This is a genomic window from Rummeliibacillus sp. BSL5, assembly GCF_052928305.1.
Window position 1 is genome coordinate 1,344,974 of record NZ_JAVGCV010000001.1, and the last position, 18,356, is coordinate 1,363,329.

The following is an 18,356-nucleotide window of genomic DNA, read 5'->3' on the forward strand; positions in this document are numbered from 1 at the left end:
CTTGTAAAAGAGAGCCCTTTTAAGGGGCCCTTTTTTAAAACACTATATAGCTAAGTACATAAAATATGCCTGTTTGAATTAAATTTAATGCAATTAGCGCCACAATCGGTGATACATCAATCATGCCAATTGGTGGTATGAACTTTCTAAAGAAATCCAGATAAGGATCACATATTTTAGCTAAAAATCTTCCTACAGCTGACTCATACGCTGAAGGAATCCAAGACATCAAAATGTAGATAATTAATGCAATGGAATAGAACTCAAAAAAAACCTTCACTATTGTAAATGGTAGCATGAACAATTATTCTCCTCTATTGATCGTCATATAAGTATTCTGATATATTTCCGTCCACTTCCATGTTATCAGGCGTACATAAGAATATATCTTTGCCGATCTTTTTAATATCTCCACCAAGGGCAAAAATCGTTCCGCTGATAAAATCGATAATTCTCATACCCTGATCGCGTTCAATCCTTTGCAGGTTTACAACCACTGCCCGCTTATTTTTTAGATTGTCAGCAATATCTTGCGCCTCTGAATAGACTCGCGGCTCTGATAACACGAGCTTTGAAGTCTTTTGTGTAATACTAACGAGGTTCGGGACATTTGACGGATAATCAACTTGTTTTTGACGTTCTTTCATAGACTGCTTCTTAACAGCAGCAGGTCTATTAACGATTGGTGGCTGTACTTGTTGCTGTCTTGCTTGTTGTTGCGGCACAGCTTGCTGGCGTATCGGTTCTTTGCGTACGGCCTGTTCTTCTACGTATTCTTCTTCCTCTTCTAAATAGAAAAAGTTTTTGATTTTATCCTTCACCTTCATTAAAAGTCCCTTCTTTCGTACCAACTAGAGCTGTGCCAATACGGACAAATGTCGCTCCCTCTTCAATGGCAATCTCATAATCATTCGACATTCCCATTGAAAGTTCGGTGCACGGTGCATAGCTATATCCTTTACTAGCAATCTCTAACTGTAAATTTTTTAATGATTTGAATACACTGCGAATAATTGCTTCATTTTCAGTATTAGGTGCCATTGTCATTAAACCGACGATGCGAATATGAGGGAATATTGATAGTTGCTCTATAAAAGGCAGAACTTCCTCTGGCGTTAAACCATGTTTGGAATCCTCACCAGATACATTCACCTGCACAAAACAATCGACATTAGAATCTGCACGTTTATCTATTTCCTCAGCTAGGCTAATGCGGTCGAGGGAATGTAAGTAATCAATCTGATTGATTACTTTACGGACTTTTCTAGTTTGCAAAGAACCAATATAATGCCATGTTGCATTATTTTTAATCTCAACCTGCTTATCTAATAAACCCTCAGGACGATTTTCTCCTAAATGGGTCAGCCCTACCTCTATTGCCTCTTTGGTCCGAGCTTTTGAAACTTGCTTTGTAACAGCAATTATCGTAATATCGCTAAGTTTTCTGCCAGCCTTTTTGCAAGCATCTTCCATTCTTTTTTGGATATCATGTAAATTATTTATTATTGAATTCATGTTAGCCTCGACTTTTCAAAAAATCTTGTATCCCACTTAAGGGTTTTTATTATCACATCAAAATTTTAATATAAATAAAGAGTAAATTAGGATAGAAATATCGGTCTCAAATTCCAATATACTTCCACTTCCAAGCAGTTGGAGTTTTAAAGTAACTACCGCTTGAAATTTAACTTTACCCTATTGTATCAAGCCTTTTGGTAATTATCAATGAATAGCCGAATTCTTCAATCTAATCCTTTAACTAGGATGACATCCTTCCCTACCACTACTATATCCTTTATTGGTATTTTTAAAGCTTCTTTATGGCCTGAATTGAAAGAAATGAATTTTTTAGGTTCTGCCACGACAAACGCTTCAACATACCCTGTGTCTTTTTGGACAACTGCATCTTCCACATATCCTAAAAACCGTCCACTATTTGCCGCAATAATCTCTTTTCGTTGAATATCCGAAAAACGCATTCAGTTTCCCCCTTTTTATATTAAGAGCGGGTTCATGCATACTATTCAGTATTTGTTGAATCTGCATGAAAAGATTAACTCCTATATGTATATATATATGAAAAAGAAGCACCATTCTTGATATGGATGCTTCTTATAATTTTATCTTGTATGGGCGCCTATATTCCTCAACACAAAAAATGTAGTGGCAACAGTCCGCCTAGATCCAAGATGAATCTCTATACATGACCAATAGGAACGCTATCCATCAGCAAGGAATTCTTTCTAATTCACTGATGGAAGCATTGCATCTTAGCAATTAATTCTTTTCGCTTGCATGCTCTTGAATGGTTTTTAGCGCGCTTTTTTCTAGCCTTGAGATTTGGGCTTGAGAGATGCCTAGATCTTTAGCTATTTCTGTTTGAGTATGACCATAATAATATCGTTTTGAGAGAATATTTTGTTGCCTTTTATCCAATTTCTGAACTTCTTCTTTAATTGAAACATAAGTTAGCCAGCGATCTTCCGATACACTTTGATCCTTTAATTGATCCATCATATAAACTGGATCTCCTCCATCAGAATAAATCGGCTCATGAAGAGACATGGGTTCTTGGATAGCATCAAGAGCAAACAATATGTCTTCTTGGGGTAATCCTGTCATACGTGCCAAATCAGTTAGTGTAGGCTCCCGCAATTCTTCTGTGAGGAACTGTTCCTTTGCTTGCATTGCTTTATAAGCAATATCTCGTAAAGATCTAGATACGCGTACCGGATGGTGGTCTCTTAAGTGTCTTCTAATTTCACCGATAATCATAGGTACTGCATATGTTGAAAATCGTACATTATGCGAGAGGTCAAAGTGGTCGATTGACTTTAATAGCCCAATACAGCCTACTTGAAACAAATCATCAGCCTGTTCCCCTCGATATGCAAATCGGCCGACAATGCTTAACACTAACCGTAAATTCCCCATCACAAGTTGTTCTCTTACTTCTTCCTGACCACTTTGCAATGCGACAAATAACTCCCGCATTTCTTCATGCTTCAATACAGGTAAAGTGGATGTATCAACACCACAAATTTCAACTTTTGTTCGCATAATCTGCCTCCCGGATGCTTAATCACTGTTAGTAAATTAAGTGTGTCCGTCCGGGATAATTATATGCGTGATTTTTCTTACCAATTTCAACCGTTAAGACGTTAATTGATTTAAATGCGTACGCAATTCATGAATGATTTTTTTCTCTAAACGAGAAATGTAGGATTGAGAAATGCCTAAATGATCGGCTACTTCCTTTTGCGTCATCTCTTCTTTTCCCGCTAAGCCAAAACGACATTCCATAATATATCGTTCTCTTTCCTCTAATTTTTGAATGGCGTGAAACATATATTGACGTTCGATTTTCTTTTCCACGTCATCTGTAATTAGGTTTTCTTCTGTGCCTAAAATATCAGATAACAATAATTCATTTCCATCTCCATCAGAATTTAGCGGTTCATCTAAAGACACTTCACCTTTCATACGGCTTGTTTTTCGCAAATGCATCAAGATCTCATTCTCTATACACCTTGAGGCATATGTAGCTAATTTAATTTTTTTATCAGCATTAAATGTTTCAATTGCTTTAATAAGGCCGATTGAACCAATGCTAATTAAATCCTCAATAGGGGTTTTCGCATTATCGAATCTTCTTGCAATATATACAACAAGTCTTAAATTATGCTCAATTAGCACATCTCTTGCATGCATATCGCCATTTTTAAAGGCCAAAATCATTTCCTGTTCTTCTTCTTTCTTTAAGGGTGTCGGCAATGATTCATGACTGCCAATATAAAATGTCCCCGTCGCTCTAAACCTAGCAATTACTTCTGTTAGCCAACGCCATAATCGTAAAAACATTTAAATGCCCTCCCGTTCGTAAGATTGAAGTATATGGTGAAACTTTATTCAAGCTTCTTCTTTTTTTAGTACATTGAAATCTGCTATAGCTATGCTGAAGAGTTGTAGTTTGCATTAAATACTGCCAACCCTCGATAAGGCGGTGAAGTGTAAGATTGCATCTGTCTCTTGTGGAAAATGAGTATTTTGCAGAGTTATGATTAAAAAGCCCGGAGCGATGGAGTGATGCTTGCCTTTTATTATTTGCCATTGGTCGTATTTAAGCGCAAGACTATATGTTTTCTTCTCTTGAACAGTTGTAATCGGAATGACTGCAACTTTCTTTTTATATTCATTTGGAAACATATCTAAATTATATGGATCGTTAACATCCCAATTATGCAATGCAATTTTTAAGTGTTCAGGCATTGATTGTTCGATAGCTTGATAACGCACAAAATGAACAGGACGCCCTGATAATGGTTCAACAGTCGTATTGCCAGTGTCAATAAAACATTTTAAAGAAACATCTATCTCACCTAATTGAACTTTACACCATTGGACAAGTTGCTGTTGAAGGCGATCTCCCGTAAAGGCAAATAACCGGCTTTTTAAAATAAATAAACTAAATGAGGCAACAACTCCTGCTATTAGCATCAGTATAATAACTGAACGTCCAATTAATAATGGCTCAAGGGCTGTAAAAAGACCTCCTGCAAATAATGCAGCAATGAAACACATCAGAGCAGTTTTCCAAAGTTGGCGAATATGAAATCCAAAGGCAAGAATCATCATCAGTAAAAATGCGACGACCATCATGAGAAACTGGTGGCCAAATATGACAATCCATGCACCAGCAAATAATGCGCTACCCATTAATCGTATTTTCTTTTTTCCCATATAACAGATTGAGTTGGTAAAAGAAAGAATAACGTAATTAAAAATGGCATTTATTAATATTAATACCTCACCATACAATTCACCACCTCCCGCCTATTACCGCCTATTAACAACATACCATAGACAGATTTCAAAAATTGTCAAAGGGTGAAAGGTAAACAGGTGAAATTTCCGACATAAAGGGGCATTTTTTTAATTTCAGCATAAAAAAACTGTAGGCAAACACGAGGGATTTCATGTTTGCCTACAGTTTTTTATGCTATTTAACGGCGTCTATTGCGATTACGCAAGAACGTTGGGATATCTAGACCTTCTTCTTGATTATTTGATTGGTAAGAAGTGTTTTGTTGTTGTCTTGGCGCCTCTTTCATTGTGTTCGCCATTTCTTCAGTACGCACTTCACGATTCGGCATTTGCTGCATTGGTTGTTGCTGACGTGGTGCACTCATACCGCCTCGGTTGGTATTACGGCCTTCAAATTGTTGTACTTCATCTTCTGTAAATTCTGTTGCAATGACTGTCACAACAATTTCGTCTTTTAAGTTATCATTAATGACAGCACCGAAGATAATGTTTACATCTTCATCAGAAGCAGATGAAACGATATCTGCCGCTTCTTGTACTTCGTATAAGCTTAAATTAGATCCGCCTGTCATATTCATCAGGACACCCTTCGCCCCATGAATAGATGTTTCAAGCAATGGACTTGAAATTGCTTTTTTCGCAGCTTCTACAGCGCGTGTTTCACCTGATGCGATACCAATACCCATTAAAGCAGAGCCTTTATTGGACATGATTGTTTTGACATCGGCAAAGTCTAAGTTGATTAAACCAGGGACAGCGATTAAATCTGAAATCCCTTGGACACCTTGACGAAGTACGTTATCCGCTTCACGGAAAGCTTCAAGCATTGGTGTATTTTTATCAACAATTTCTAACAAGCGATCATTTGGAATAACAATTAACGTATCAACTGCTTCTTTCATCGAGGATGTACCGGAAACAGCTTGTTTTTGACGTTTTTTCCCTTCAAAAGAGAATGGACGTGTAACAACGCCAACTGTTAATGCGCCAATATCACGAGCGATTTGGGCAATAACAGGAGCTGCGCCTGTACCTGTACCGCCGCCCATGCCGGCAGTAACAAATACCATATCCGCACCGCTAAGTGCTTCTTCAATTTGTTCTTTGCTTTCCTCTGCTGCTTTTTTTCCTACTTCTGGATTAGCACCTGCGCCAAGTCCGCGAGTAGATTTTGCACCAATTTGCAATTTAACTTCTGCATTTGATAGTTTTAATGCCTGTGCATCTGTATTCACGGCGATAAATTCTACCCCTTGCACTCCATGTTCAATCATTCGGTTGACTGCATTGTTACCGCCGCCGCCAACACCGATCACTTTAATTACAGCTAGTGAATCGTCATTTGTTTCAAATTCTAACATCCTAATTCCTCCTAGTTCAGCTATTAGTGTGTAGGGAAAATCGCCTATATATTATTCTAAGAATTTATTAAAGAACCCTTTTACTTTTGTAAGTACACCATCTCTATGCTCTTCCGTTTCATAGGATGCTTGTTTTTTGGGCTGTTCTACATGAGTGTCATATGGCACATTGCCTAGCGGATTATTATCGCTTACCTCATGGTTGAATTGCGATTCCTTATACGCATAGCGAATTAAATTTACAGCGGACGTATATTCAGGTTCTCTTACTCCTATATAATCAGGTGTATAAATCTTTACACTTGTCTGCAATACATGGCGTGCTAATTGAGGAAGGCCTTCTAATTTCGCAACACCGCCAGTCAAAACAACACCACCCGGCAAGTCTTGAATCCCCATCCGATACAATTCATCTATAATTAAATCGAAAAGTTCTTCTAGTCTTACACCTATAATTTCGGATATGTATCTTTGACTATACTGTTCTTTTGTATCTGCTCCTATAACTGGTACTTCAAACAATTCATCATCAGAAGCATCATCATAATAAGCATGACCATATTCGCGCTTAATCTTTTCTGCTTGTTCTGTTGGTGTTTTCAAAACGATTGATAAATCCTTCGTCAGATGATCGCCGCCAACAGGGATCATGGCTGTTCCAGTAAAATGTCCTTCTTCAAATACAGCAATAGTTGTAGAACCGCCGCCGATATCAACAAAAGCGGTACCTCTGTTGCGCTCATCCTCAGTAAGTGCAAATTCACCAGATGCTAATGGCTGCAAATAAATTTGTTGAATCTCTAGACCAGCCTTTTCAACGCAACGCAGTACATTGTGCAAGACTGTTTTAGATGTGGTAATCATCGTTCCGTCCATTTCTAAACGGATTCCGATCATACCTCTTGGATCCTTAATTCCGTCTAAGCCATCAACAATATACTGAGTTGGTACAATGTTGATTAATTCTCGATCTGGCGGGATAGACATCAGTTGTGCTGATTCCATCACACGATCCAAATCTAAATCTGTGATTTCTCGGTTTTCGCTATTTACTGCCACAACGCCTTTAACAGCATGTAATTGTACTTGGTTTGCTGGAATACCTAAGATGACTTTATTGATAGTCATTCCTACCATTCTTTCAGCTTGATCTACTGCTTTTTTAATAGATTGGACTGTAGCATCTATATCTACAATGCTTCCTCTTCGGATACCTACCGATTTGACATTACCTACACCTATTACATGCACAGTCTCATCATTAACTTCTCCAATTAGCACTTTTACAGAAGAAGAACCAATATCTAGTGAAACATATAATTCTGAATGACTCAAACTGTGGCACCTCCTTCAATAACTCTTATGATTATTCTATTGTAAAATGTTAAACTTGTCTAAATAAATTCATGATTGACATACGAAAATCCTTCTATTCACCTGTTTTTTTTACTATATAAAACGGATTCATACACCATACACTTTAATTCCCCATTCACATAATAGGAAACTCTTCACCTATAAAAAGAGGTTTTGGGGAATTGCCCATTTTATTTAAATCTACTATTGCAATAAAATATAGGGAAGAAAAAAATAAAACTTTTTTCAATCAATTAATGCTTAAGCTAAGATTACTACATTTGTAAGCTATTTAAAACTGATAATAATAGAAATAATGTAATTTTTAGATAAAAGCACTGAATTAACCAAATGCTTGTACTGTTTTACTATTTTTTGCTGTATTCATCACGATATGATCGATAGAATGTACCCACTTCTAAATCAATAACACCTTTATCTTTATGTTTAATTTGTGAAATGATGGATGGATAAAATTTCAGCTTGGAAGCAAGAGATGAAATAGATCCCCTCACTTCAAAACCATCATTCATAAACATTTGAATAGCATAGGGATTTGAGTCGTTTGGTATTAGATTTACTTGTGATATTAATGCAGTTAATTCACTACTCAACTGTTTTAACTGATGAATCATCTTGACCCGAGTTTTTTTATTTTCAAAACCAACAAGTATTGGCATATCCAACTTTTTTGGTAGTTTACTTAAACGAAGGGTTTGTCCATTGTCAAGCACTAAACTGTATTGATCATTTTCTTTTAAGAAAGCTACATCTTTATGCTCCTTAATCGAAAGTGTAACAGTGTTGAGCCAACTTCTTTTGACTTCAACACTTTTTACTATTTGCTTACTTTTTATAAGCCCTTCAATTTTGCTACTTTTAAAATCCCATAAAGAATTACCTTTTTTTAAACCACTATGCTTTATGTAATAGTCTTTACTTTGTAGATGGTTACCTTCTACTTTTATTCTTCCAATATGGCTATATGGCGATTGAAAATATAGAAGAGTCAGTAAGGTAATTAAGAATATAACTATAAGTATGATAAATCGTCGGTTTGTTCTTTTTTTTCGGCGTTCTCTTAATGTTGGAATTCGTTCTTCAATATCAATTACTTTATCCATACTGACCACTCCCTTCTATAAATTAGTCTTCCCTCGAAAAGTTCCATATGATGCCAATCGCAATCCATGTTACCACAAGAGATGTTCCTCCATAACTGATAAATGGCAATGTGACACCTGTAACAGGCAATAAACCTGATACTACACCAATGTTCAGGAATGCTTGAAATCCAATCATTCCTATTAATGTAGCAATACTATACAGCGAAACTTTGAGGCTTGACTTGTAAGCTAATCTTAAGCCTGCGTAAATCAGCAAACCAAAAGCACAAATAATTGTCGCTGCCCCCAGAAAACCCATTTCTTCTGTAATAATGGAGAATATAAAATCATTTTGGGGTTCAGGTAAGTATAAATACTTTTGGCGGCTATTGCCAAAACCAAAGCCATATAATCCTGCCGGTCCTATAGCCATTAATGACTGAATCGCTTGAAATCCGCTACCTAAAGGATCTGACCACGGATCCAAAAAAGCCTCAATTCTTTTTAACCGATACGGTGCTGACAGGATCAATCCAACTAGCCCTGCGACGCCTGCAATAATTAAGAAAACATAAAACCGGAATGGATATCCTGCAATAAAGAATAACAAAAAGACAGATACAATTAAAATAAATGCAGATCCAAAATCTGGCTGTACCATTATAAGTGCTACTGGCAAAAACAGATAAAGAAAATGTTTCCAATGAATTTTAGATGCAGTTGCCTTTTGTTTAGACAGAATAAAACTCAACTTAATGATTGTAGCAATCTTCGTTAATTCCGAAGGTTGAAGACTCAGTGGTCCAAGAGCAATCCAGCTCTGTGATCCATTCCGGACAACACCAATCCCTGGAATTAAAACTGCTACTAGTAACAGTAATGATAACCAATAAAATAGTGTCCATGTTTTTTCTAGCTGAAGTCCTTTATAACGACCGCAAGCATAGAAAACGGTTAAAGCGATCGCTAAATAGATGAGTTGCTTTACTAAGAACGGCGCTGTTTGGCCATAATGGATTTTACCCCAGTACGAACCTGCCGAATATACAAAAACAATGCCAGAGGCAGTTAGAAATAACGCGGCAATGATTAACCATAAACGTTCACGCTGTAACAGGCAAGGCATCCTTCCTATTGTTAGTCTTTATATTCGTCTAATTCCATGACAGATTGGATAAATAAATCTCCTCTAGTTTCAAAGTTTGGATACTGGTCCCAACTTGCACAAGCAGGTGATAGAAGAATCACATCCCCTTCATTTGACAACTGAGCTGCCTTAGGGACGGCCTCCTGGATATCTGTTGCATATACAATGCTTTCAACGCCGCAACTTTTCGCAAAATCTGCAAAACGCTCTGCGGTTTGACCGAATACAACTGTAGCATGAACATTTGCCATGACAGGTCGAAGTTCTTCAAAGGAGTGACCACGGTCTAATCCGCCCGCAAGTAGAACAATCGGTTGGTTGAACGCAGCAAGAGCACTTCGCGTAGCTAAGGTATTCGTCGCCTTAGAATCATTATAAACTTTTCTCTTTCTCCATTCGCGTACAAACTGTGTACGATGTCTTACACCGGCAAATGAAGATAGGACCGATGCCATTTTCTCTTTTGGACAATCCATCAAAATAGCTGCTGCTACTGCTGCGAGGACATTTTCTAAATTATGCGCACCAGGTAATGCAATTGTGTCGCGTTTTAAAATTGGTGCGCCCTTCCAATAAATCATATCTTCATCAGCGCTAATACCCTCTTTGCTTACTGCTTTTGTTGTAAAAGGAATCAATTTTGCATTAGATTTTTCTGCATAGGAAGCTACAACTTCTTGGTCGGCATTATAAATCAAATAATCGCTACTATCCTGATTTCGCGTAATGTTGAATTTCGCTTCACCATATTCTTTCATGGTGCCATGGTAGTCAATATGTGCTTCGTATAAATTAGTCCAAATCGCAATTTTGGGTTTAAATGTTTCAATACCCATTAACTGAAATGATGAAAGTTCCGTTACTATAACTTGATCAGCCTCTGCACTTTCAGCTACTGTACAAGCCACTGTACCTATATTGCCAGCAATTAATGGCTTTAAACCGCCCTGTTGTAAAATTTCATATAGCAAGGTGGTTGTAGTCGTTTTCCCGTTTGAACCGGTAATACCAATAAAGGGTGCTTCGCTGATTAAATAAGCAAGCTCAACCTCTGTCCAAACTGGAATACCACGTTTTATAGCATCCTCTACAATAATATTGTTATACGGAATACCTGGATTTTTAATCACAAATTCAAAGCCTTCGTCCAATAAATTTCCCGGGTGATGACCGCAAATAACAGTAATTCCTTGTTGAAGGAGCTTTTGAGCTTCTACATTTTCTTCGAATGGTTTGGCATCGTTGACTGTTACAAAAGCGCCCAGCTTATGAAGCAATTCTGCAGCAGCCACCCCACTTTTAGCCAAACCTAATACTAGAACTTTCTTATGTTCCATCATAGATAGTTGTTTCATTACAATACCTCCGGAACCACTGCGAGCAATGCCGCCACTAATGCTGTTAACCAAAACGTTAGGACAATACGCCATTCCGACCAGCCTGATAGCTCAAAATGGTGATGTAGTGGACTCATTTTAAAAATTCGTTTACCTGTTAATTTAAAGCTTGCTACCTGTAAGATAACAGACAATGTTTCTAAGACAAAAATAATCCCGATGATCAATAGAAGAAGCTCTTGGCCAACAAGGATGGAGAGCATAGCTAATGCTCCACCCAGTGCCAGCGAGCCTGTATCTCCCATAAACACTTTTGCCGGATTTGCGTTGAAAAGTAAGAAACCTAATAGAGCTCCTACTACAGCAAACGCGAAAATAGCAATATCTAATTGGTCATTCAAGAGCGCCAATACTCCGTAAGCGGCAAAAGCAATAGATGCTGTGCCAGATACTAAACCATCCAATCCGTCTGTCAGGTTCACTGCGTTTGAGAAACCAACAAGCCAGAAAATCAGGAATAATACATAGATTGCCCCTAAATGGATTGCATAGTCAGTAAACGGTATTTGAATTGTATTATGGAAGGTACCTAATCTCATCAAGAAATAAGCTGCTACAGAAATAACGATTTGGCCAATCAACTTTTGTAAAGAGGTTAACCCCAAATTACGTTTAAAGATGATTTTTAAGCCATCATCTAAAAATCCAATCACCCCAAAACCTATTAAAACAATAATTAATATAATGGATTGTGAGGTGAACTCGCCTTTTATAAGGCTAATGATAAGGGTAGTCGCAATAATAGATAATAGGAAGATGACGCCTCCCATCGTCGGCGTACCCGCCTTTTTCATATGTGATTTCGGGCCTTCTTCACGGATGCTTTGGCCAAATTTAAATCGTCTTAACATAGGAATAATAATAGGGCCTAATATGACCGAGATAACAAAAGAAATTGCTAAAATAATTAGCATTGTTGCGATTGACATGAAAAAATTCTCCTTCTAAACTTCTTTAGTACATGTACTATCATAGTAGTTTCAGTTTCATTTTTAAAGACTAAGATTATTCTTTTTCTAAATAAACGTGAATAGTCCCATCTTTTACGATTTGTGCATCTGCTTCAGGTAGTTGAGAAACAATCTTCTCTCCCTCCCCATGCCATTCTATACGGAATGGATAAAGCATACCTGTAATTTCTTTTTTACTTTGGCCCACTAAGTCTGGAACGCGAACCTTTTCCACATCTCCCCAACGATATGGCTTTTCAATTTGTTTTTTACGATTTTTAATGCCAACAATCGGATGAATATCTTCAATAATTTGACCTACGATCGGAGCTGCAATGACGCCCCCGAACTGCGGCCCTTGCTTAGGATTATCAATCGCTACATAGACAACTACCTCTGGATCATCTGCTGGTGCAAACCCAATAAATGATACAATATACTCTCCATCTTTATAGCGTCCATTTTCAGCTTTCTGTGCAGTTCCTGTTTTCCCGCCGATTCGTAGCTGATCTCGGTAAGCCCCTCTGCCTGAACCGTTTGCAACAACAGATTCTAATGCAGCTCTAACCTTTGCGCTTGTTTCTTTCCGGATCACCTGATTCTTCTCAATTGGTTCATATGTTTTCAGTACTTCTCCATTATCCCCATTCACAATTCTTTTTACGATATATGGGGTCATTAATTTCCCGCCGTTTACAGCTGCTGCGACTGCTTGCACTTGTTGAATTGGCGTTACCGAAATCCCTTGGCCAAATGAGGTGGTAGCATGCTCTACAGGGCCATAATTTTTCGGTGAGAATAAAATGCCTGTCGATTCACCAGCCATGTTAGAGCCTGTAACTTGGCCAAAACCAAAGTTACGTATATATTGTTGCAATTTAGTTGGTCCTACTCGTCTTCCCAATTCAATAAATCCGGGGTTACAGGAATTTTCCACTACCTGTAGGAATGTTTCACTTCCATGGCCGGAACGTTTCCAACAGCGAAGGCGTGCCCCTTCTACATTGGCGTAGCCTGGATCAAAGAAGCTTTCATTTTCTAAGTTGACTGCATTTTCATTCAGTGCTGCACTTAATGTAATGATTTTGAATGTTGAACCCGGTTCATATGTCATCCAGACAGGCAAATTACGATTGTAGATACTTTGATCCACTTTCAGATATTCTGCTGGGTTATACGTTGGGAATGAAGCTAATCCCAAAATTTCGCCTGTATTTGGATTCATTGCAACACCAATTGCTTGATCTGCATTATATTTCTTCATCGCCTGCGCTAGTTCTCTTTCAACCACTTTTTGGACACCAACATCAACCGTTAATTCTAATGTGGCACCGTCCTGTCCCTTTTTCCATCCATCCTCTACATGCGGTAGGTTTGCTCCCTTTGCATCAGTAAATAACCGAATGGCTGACTCTTTCCCTAACAACAAGTCATTATACTGATATTCAAGTCCTGCCAGCCCCTGCATATCGCTGCCAGTAAATCCTAATAACCTTGACAGCAAAACACCATATGGATAGTCGCGCATATAATCAAGGCCCGTATATACGCCAGGGATTTGCAATTTTTGAATAGCTTCCGCTACCTCGTTGGAAATGTTCTTTCCTTCTGGCGCCAGTTTAACAATAAAGTCTTTCTTATTCAGCTTTTTCTCTAAAGCTTCTTTACTCGTACCTAGAATTGGAGCTAATTGTTCTGCTACTTTATCAGGTTCTTTATTTTGTGCAGGCATAAAGTATAATGTAGGCGCCAGCTTGTTCCCGACCAACAGCTTACCGTTGCGGTCAGTGATATTGCCCCGCAGACTTTTCATCGGCACTTCCCTGTCCCAATTTTCTTCTGCTTTTTTGGTTAAAAAATCATGCTGGATAAACTGAACCACAATCAATTTTCCGATCAACATTGCACCTAAGCAGAAAAAAATCAATACGACAATTTTCAATCTCATGCTTGCTTGTTTAGTAACCCACATAGTTCGACAAATCACACCTTTTTACATGTAAGATATGATTGCAAAAAGGTGACTATGCTTATCTTTGTTCATTTCACATTGTTCCATAAAGAAACTGTTGTGAAAGTATTGAAGTGTGTAAACCTCGACTCTTTAGCAATAAACGAAAGCTGGCGAACCATTTCTCCCTTATTAAATGGGCTTTCTACGACTTAATTATATTCATCTTCTGGTTTTTTCAATGTTACAGTTAATTTCGCATTTCCCTCATAAATAGTTCCTGGCTTGATGCTTTGTTTTGCACCAAATCCATCTCCACTTGTATGAATTTTAATTCCGGATATTGATTGATATGCCAATATATCTCGCAATGACCAACCTTTGAAGTTTGGAATTTTAATGTTGTTGCCATCCGTTTTAAGGAATACATGGTTTTTACCTAGTAAACTGCTTCCTTCCTGAGGATATTGTTCCAATACTTCACCGTCTCCGCCAATTTGAACAGGCTCCATACCTTGAGATTTTAACTCTTTGGATGCTGTTTTGCTGCTACCCTCTACATATTGGCCAACGATTATAGGTTTTTCAGTCTTCATTTTGGAAGGTTTTATATTTAAATATTTTAAGCTACTGCCCATGACTGTATTGAATACTTCTGAAGTTGGCTCAGAACCAACTTCTGTCATACCTAATTGCGGTTTTTTGATAGCAATATACATAATTAATTGAGGATTTTTCTTTGGCGCCATACCTAAGAAAGAATAAAGGAAACTATTCTTTCCCCAGTAATAGCCACCAGTAGGTCTTGGAATCTGAGCTGTCCCTGTTTTTCCTGAAACCTCATATTCTTTGCTTGCAAAATTCTGGGCAGTACCTTTTTTGGACGTAACAGTCGTTCCTAATGTATCTCTTACTTTTTTAGCGGTGGCAGCTGAAATCGGCTTACCCTTCACTACTGGCTCATGCTGTTGGATTACTTTCCCCGTGTTTGGATCGACGATTTTGTTAATCACATAAGGTTGCATCATTTTACCATTATTCGCAATAGCGGTAAGTCCTTGGATGAGCTGAATTGGTGTCACGGTAGAACCTTGTCCATAGGTTGTTGTTACTCGGTTAATCGGGTATTCATCCAAAATTTTACCTGTTGCTTCATTTGGCAAATCTATTCCTGTTTTTTGCCCGAATCCAAATTTCCCTAGATAGTTGATAAAGGTCTTATCTCCAATCTTTTTGAGCAAGTTTGCCATTCCGACGTTGGAAGAACGCTGAATACCCTCTAGATATGTAATTGTTCCCCATCCAACTTGGTTGGCATCTCGAATTGTACGATCATATACCTTGTATTGGCCTGATTGGAATTTATCATTTGGATTCCATTTTCCTTCTTCTATAGCAGTAGCAAGAGTAAACGTCTTCATCGTTGAGCCTGGTTCCAAGGTTGTTTCAGTTAATGAGTTAATCCAACTATTATTTAGACCTGCCCCTGTCTGAGGATTAAAGGTAGGCCGCTGTGATACAGCCAGAATTTCTCCAGTTTTAGGATTGGCAACTACAGCCATCATAGATTCAGGTTTATATTTTTCATAAACCTTCGTCATTGAAGCTTCTAGAAAGTTTTGGATTGTCCGATCAATGGTTAAATAAACATTCTCACCATCTTTAGCTGGTTGGATCATTTTTTTACTATTCGGCAGTAAATAGCCAAATAAGTCACTCTTATATTGTACATTTCCATCAACACCAGAAAGCTCTTTATTATAAATGGACTCTAATCCCATTTTTCCAACAGGAGCTTTTTCGTTATCTTCTTTTCGCGCAAACCCTACTAAATTCGATGCGAATACACCATTTGGATAGAAGCGTTTTTTGTCTTCCATCAAAATAATACCCGGTAAATGTTCTTTTTGAATTTTTTGCATGGTAGCGTGGTTAATATTACTACCTGCATTTCCAAACTCAACTTGCCATAAAGGTTTGTGCTTTGCATTATACTTTTTGAGCAGTCTTTCGTAAATTTCTTCTTCATCCATCTGTATATATTTTGCTAATACTGCAGCTGTTCTTCTTGGATCCACCACATGGATAGGCTTTTTTGAACCTTTTGATGCATCCGGGTTAACGGTAGCTGCAAGGCGATACGTCACCGCATCCTCTGCAATAATTTTACCATTCCGGTCTAATATGTTTCCTCTGTCTGCTGTAATTGTTTTTTTCTTTTCATATCTGGCAGCTGCTTTAGCGGCTAATTGCTGCCCTTCTACTTGCCCAGTGACTTGGATATAGAATATTCTAAAAAACATTAAAAAAAATAGAAGCCCGTAGATGATAAGCATCGTGGAGGCTCCCCATTGAAATTTGTTCTTTTTCATTGTCCTGACGCTACTTTCATGTTTTTTTCGTTCAATTTTAGGCCTAAAGCGTTTGCTTTTTTCCAAATACGATCATATGTTGAAAGTTCACTTATTTCCATAGACAATTCTGAGTTTTGCTTTTTCACTTCTACTATATCAGCTTCTGTTTTTTGAATATCGACTGTTGTGCTGTTGATAGAAGACTGGACATTCAAATTCCCTACAGCAATAAAAGCAATTGTAGCAGTCATTACAAGCATTAGAATTTTTTCTAGCTTGGTGATTCTTGATTTACGCGGTTTAGTGACAGTCTTTGGAATATGCTGTTCGGGTGCTACTGGTTGTTTTATATACGTATGATGTTCTCTTTGTTGTGGCAATCCCATATAATCAACTCCTTTAGTCTTTTACTCTTTCAATTATCCGCAGTTTGGCTGAACGTGCGCGATTGTTTGCTTCTAGCTCTTCCGTTGAAGGGACAATCGGCTTTTTAGTAACAAGCTTGATGGCTGGCTCCATATGGGCGGGAACAACTGGCAAACCTGGAGGTAAATCTGGCAAAGAAGACACCTCTTTAAATATGGTTTTGCATAGCCTGTCTTCGAGTGAGTGGAATGTAATCACGCTGACTCTTCCACCGACAGTAATGGTTTCAATCGCCTGTTGCAGGGAATCTTCCGCTGCACCAAGCTCATCATTCACTGCAATGCGAATGGCCTGGAAAATTCTCTTCGCAGGATGTCCACCTTTACGTCTTGCAGCTGCCGGTATCCCCTCTTTAATGAGATCAACCAATTCACCAGTTGTTTTGATTGGCTCATTTTTTCGTGCCTCTTCTATTTTGCGAGCAATTTGCTTAGAAAACTTTTCTTCTCCATAACGGTAAAAAATCCTAACTAAATCACTATAATCCCATTCATTCACCACTTCATATGCAGAAAGAGATGCTGTTGTATCCATCCGCATGTCAAGTGGTGCATCTTGATGATAGCTGAAACCACGTTCAGCTTGATCAAGCTGAGGTGATGAAACACCTAAATCATATAGAATCCCATCGACTTTAGAGATTCCTAAATTAGCTAACTCCTCTTGCAAATAACGAAAATTTGCATGTACGAATGTCACTCTGTCTAAGTATGGTGCTAGACGAATCTTTGCATTTTCAATTGCAGCTAAATCTTGGTCAAAACAGATGAGGCGTCCTTTACCAGATAATTGGCTAACAAGGTACTCACTGTGTCCTGCTCCTCCTAAGGTGCAATCCACATAAATCCCGTCCGGACGGATGTTCAATCCATCAACGGTTTCTTTCAGTAATACGGTCGTATGATTGAACAACTGAAATCCTCCTCTTGGTTGTTATAAATCAAAATCAATCATATTCTCAGCAATTTCATTAAAGGAATCTTCAGACTCGGCAAAGTAATCTTGCCATGCCTGTTGCGCCCAAATCTCAATGCGATTGGACACGCCAAGAATAACACATTCTTTTTCAATGCGGGCATGCGATAGCAAGTTCATGGGTATGTTGATACGGCCTTGTTTATCAATATCCACTTCTGTCGCTCCAGAAAAGAAGAAGCGCGTAAACGCTCGAGCATCTTTTTTCGTTAGCGGCAATTTCTTTAATTTATCCTCTAGCTTTTCCCATTCATCCATTGGATAACCAAATAAACATTGGTCTAAGCCTCGAGTGATGACAAAACCGTCTTTAAAATACTCTCGAAACTTTGCTGGGATAATTAAGCGGCCTTTTGGATCAATGTTATGTTGGTATTCTCCCATGAACATGATACTCACCCCACTATATGAAAATAGAGTACCACATTCCCCCACTTTCCACCACTAATTCATAGACAAATTAATGGCAAACATAAAAAATATGAAAATTGTCCTTGCTATTATGTATG

General features: G+C 38.1%; 18 protein-coding genes. All 18 read right to left on the reverse strand.

The window, feature by feature from the left end; genetic code table 11:
- Window positions 1-34: 34 nt before the first annotated feature.
- The gene (locus tag RCJ93_RS06870) at window positions 35-298 is read right to left on the reverse strand and encodes a YggT family protein (RefSeq protein ID WP_066785234.1); all 264 of its coding nucleotides are present in this window, start codon (window positions 296-298) and stop codon (window positions 35-37) included.
- Between the two features lie 16 nt (window positions 299-314).
- The gene (locus RCJ93_RS06875; protein ID WP_066785231.1) at window positions 315-827 is read right to left on the reverse strand and encodes a cell division protein SepF; all 513 of its coding nucleotides are present in this window, start codon (window positions 825-827) and stop codon (window positions 315-317) included.
- Window positions 811-1,515, reverse strand: a complete 705-nt coding sequence (locus tag RCJ93_RS06880; protein WP_446738676.1) for a YggS family pyridoxal phosphate-dependent enzyme — start codon at window positions 1,513-1,515, stop codon at window positions 811-813. The genes RCJ93_RS06875 and RCJ93_RS06880 overlap by 17 nt, the downstream gene beginning before the upstream one ends.
- A gap of 227 nt (window positions 1,516-1,742) precedes the next feature.
- Entirely contained in the window at window positions 1,743-1,979 is a 237-nt protein-coding gene (locus RCJ93_RS06885) for a PRC-barrel domain-containing protein (RefSeq protein ID WP_147194253.1), read from the reverse strand.
- A 298-nt stretch (window positions 1,980-2,277) separates the two neighbouring features.
- Window positions 2,278-3,060: an RNA polymerase sporulation sigma factor SigG gene (sigG, locus tag RCJ93_RS06890; RefSeq protein ID WP_066785222.1), complete on the reverse strand. Its 783-nt coding sequence runs from the start codon at window positions 3,058-3,060 to the stop codon at window positions 2,278-2,280.
- Between the two features lie 93 nt (window positions 3,061-3,153).
- Window positions 3,154-3,861, reverse strand: a complete 708-nt coding sequence (sigE, locus tag RCJ93_RS06895) for an RNA polymerase sporulation sigma factor SigE (protein WP_066785219.1) — start codon at window positions 3,859-3,861, stop codon at window positions 3,154-3,156.
- A 114-nt stretch (window positions 3,862-3,975) separates the two neighbouring features.
- Window positions 3,976-4,818 carry a sigma-E processing peptidase SpoIIGA gene (locus tag RCJ93_RS06900; protein WP_066785216.1) on the reverse strand — a complete coding sequence of 281 codons (843 nt, stop codon included), beginning with the start codon at window positions 4,816-4,818 and terminating at the stop codon, window positions 3,976-3,978.
- A 185-nt stretch (window positions 4,819-5,003) separates the two neighbouring features.
- Window positions 5,004-6,185, reverse strand: a complete 1,182-nt coding sequence (ftsZ, locus tag RCJ93_RS06905; RefSeq protein WP_066785212.1) for a cell division protein FtsZ — start codon at window positions 6,183-6,185, stop codon at window positions 5,004-5,006.
- A 51-nt stretch (window positions 6,186-6,236) separates the two neighbouring features.
- The gene (gene ftsA / locus RCJ93_RS06910; RefSeq protein WP_066785209.1) at window positions 6,237-7,520 is read right to left on the reverse strand and encodes a cell division protein FtsA; all 1,284 of its coding nucleotides are present in this window, start codon (window positions 7,518-7,520) and stop codon (window positions 6,237-6,239) included.
- A 389-nt stretch (window positions 7,521-7,909) separates the two neighbouring features.
- The gene (locus tag RCJ93_RS06915) at window positions 7,910-8,665 is read right to left on the reverse strand and encodes a cell division protein FtsQ/DivIB (protein ID WP_066785207.1); all 756 of its coding nucleotides are present in this window, start codon (window positions 8,663-8,665) and stop codon (window positions 7,910-7,912) included.
- 22 nt (window positions 8,666-8,687) lie between these two features.
- On the reverse strand, window positions 8,688-9,773 hold the full coding sequence (gene ftsW, locus RCJ93_RS06920; RefSeq protein ID WP_066785205.1) for a putative lipid II flippase FtsW: 1,086 nt from the start codon (window positions 9,771-9,773) through the stop codon (window positions 8,688-8,690).
- A gap of 11 nt (window positions 9,774-9,784) precedes the next feature.
- Window positions 9,785-11,149: a UDP-N-acetylmuramoyl-L-alanine--D-glutamate ligase gene (murD, locus tag RCJ93_RS06925; protein ID WP_446738677.1), complete on the reverse strand. Its 1,365-nt coding sequence runs from the start codon at window positions 11,147-11,149 to the stop codon at window positions 9,785-9,787.
- A complete protein-coding gene (gene mraY, locus RCJ93_RS06930; RefSeq protein ID WP_066785199.1) occupies window positions 11,149-12,120 on the reverse strand; it encodes a phospho-N-acetylmuramoyl-pentapeptide-transferase in 972 nt (323 codons plus the stop codon). The genes murD and mraY overlap by 1 nt, the downstream gene beginning before the upstream one ends.
- A gap of 76 nt (window positions 12,121-12,196) precedes the next feature.
- Window positions 12,197-14,089 (reverse strand): stage V sporulation protein D, encoded by a 1,893-nt coding sequence (locus tag RCJ93_RS06935; protein WP_190323450.1) that lies wholly within the window; start codon window positions 14,087-14,089, stop codon window positions 12,197-12,199.
- 215 nt (window positions 14,090-14,304) lie between these two features.
- Entirely contained in the window at window positions 14,305-16,428 is a 2,124-nt protein-coding gene (locus tag RCJ93_RS06940) for a penicillin-binding transpeptidase domain-containing protein (protein ID WP_446738678.1), read from the reverse strand.
- A gap of 32 nt (window positions 16,429-16,460) precedes the next feature.
- A complete protein-coding gene (ftsL, locus tag RCJ93_RS06945; RefSeq protein ID WP_066785194.1) occupies window positions 16,461-16,832 on the reverse strand; it encodes a cell division protein FtsL in 372 nt (123 codons plus the stop codon).
- Between the two features lie 13 nt (window positions 16,833-16,845).
- Window positions 16,846-17,784, reverse strand: a complete 939-nt coding sequence (gene rsmH, locus RCJ93_RS06950) for a 16S rRNA (cytosine(1402)-N(4))-methyltransferase RsmH (RefSeq protein ID WP_066785187.1) — start codon at window positions 17,782-17,784, stop codon at window positions 16,846-16,848.
- A 21-nt stretch (window positions 17,785-17,805) separates the two neighbouring features.
- Entirely contained in the window at window positions 17,806-18,237 is a 432-nt protein-coding gene (mraZ, locus tag RCJ93_RS06955) for a division/cell wall cluster transcriptional repressor MraZ (protein ID WP_066785184.1), read from the reverse strand.
- Between the last annotated feature and the right edge of the window lie 119 nt (window positions 18,238-18,356).

Bases quoted from the DNA above. Each gene is read 5' to 3' on its own strand.
- mraY (WP_066785199.1), bottom strand. From the start codon at position 12,120: ATGTCAATCGCAACAATGCTAATTATTTTAGCAATTTCTTTTGTTATC.
- ftsZ (WP_066785212.1), bottom strand. From the start codon at position 6,185: ATGTTAGAATTTGAAACAAATGACGATTCACTAGCTGTAATTAAAGTG.
- RCJ93_RS06915 (WP_066785207.1), bottom strand. From the start codon at position 8,665: ATGGATAAAGTAATTGATATTGAAGAACGAATTCCAACATTAAGAGAA.
- ftsW (WP_066785205.1), bottom strand. From the start codon at position 9,773: ATGCCTTGCCTGTTACAGCGTGAACGTTTATGGTTAATCATTGCCGCG.
- ftsL (WP_066785194.1), bottom strand. From the start codon at position 16,832: ATGGGATTGCCACAACAAAGAGAACATCATACGTATATAAAACAACCA.
- sigE (WP_066785219.1), bottom strand. From the start codon at position 3,861: ATGTTTTTACGATTATGGCGTTGGCTAACAGAAGTAATTGCTAGGTTT.
- RCJ93_RS06880 (WP_446738676.1), bottom strand. From the start codon at position 1,515: ATGAATTCAATAATAAATAATTTACATGATATCCAAAAAAGAATGGAA.
- RCJ93_RS06885 (WP_147194253.1), bottom strand. From the start codon at position 1,979: ATGCGTTTTTCGGATATTCAACGAAAAGAGATTATTGCGGCAAATAGT.
- sigG (WP_066785222.1), bottom strand. From the start codon at position 3,060: ATGCGAACAAAAGTTGAAATTTGTGGTGTTGATACATCCACTTTACCT.
- RCJ93_RS06870 (WP_066785234.1), bottom strand. From the start codon at position 298: ATGCTACCATTTACAATAGTGAAGGTTTTTTTTGAGTTCTATTCCATT.
- mraZ (WP_066785184.1), bottom strand. From the start codon at position 18,237: ATGTTCATGGGAGAATACCAACATAACATTGATCCAAAAGGCCGCTTA.
- RCJ93_RS06875 (WP_066785231.1), bottom strand. From the start codon at position 827: ATGAAGGTGAAGGATAAAATCAAAAACTTTTTCTATTTAGAAGAGGAA.
- murD (WP_446738677.1), bottom strand. From the start codon at position 11,149: ATGAAACAACTATCTATGATGGAACATAAGAAAGTTCTAGTATTAGGT.
- RCJ93_RS06935 (WP_190323450.1), bottom strand. From the start codon at position 14,089: ATGAGATTGAAAATTGTCGTATTGATTTTTTTCTGCTTAGGTGCAATG.
- RCJ93_RS06940 (WP_446738678.1), bottom strand. From the start codon at position 16,428: ATGCTTATCATCTACGGGCTTCTATTTTTTTTAATGTTTTTTAGAATA.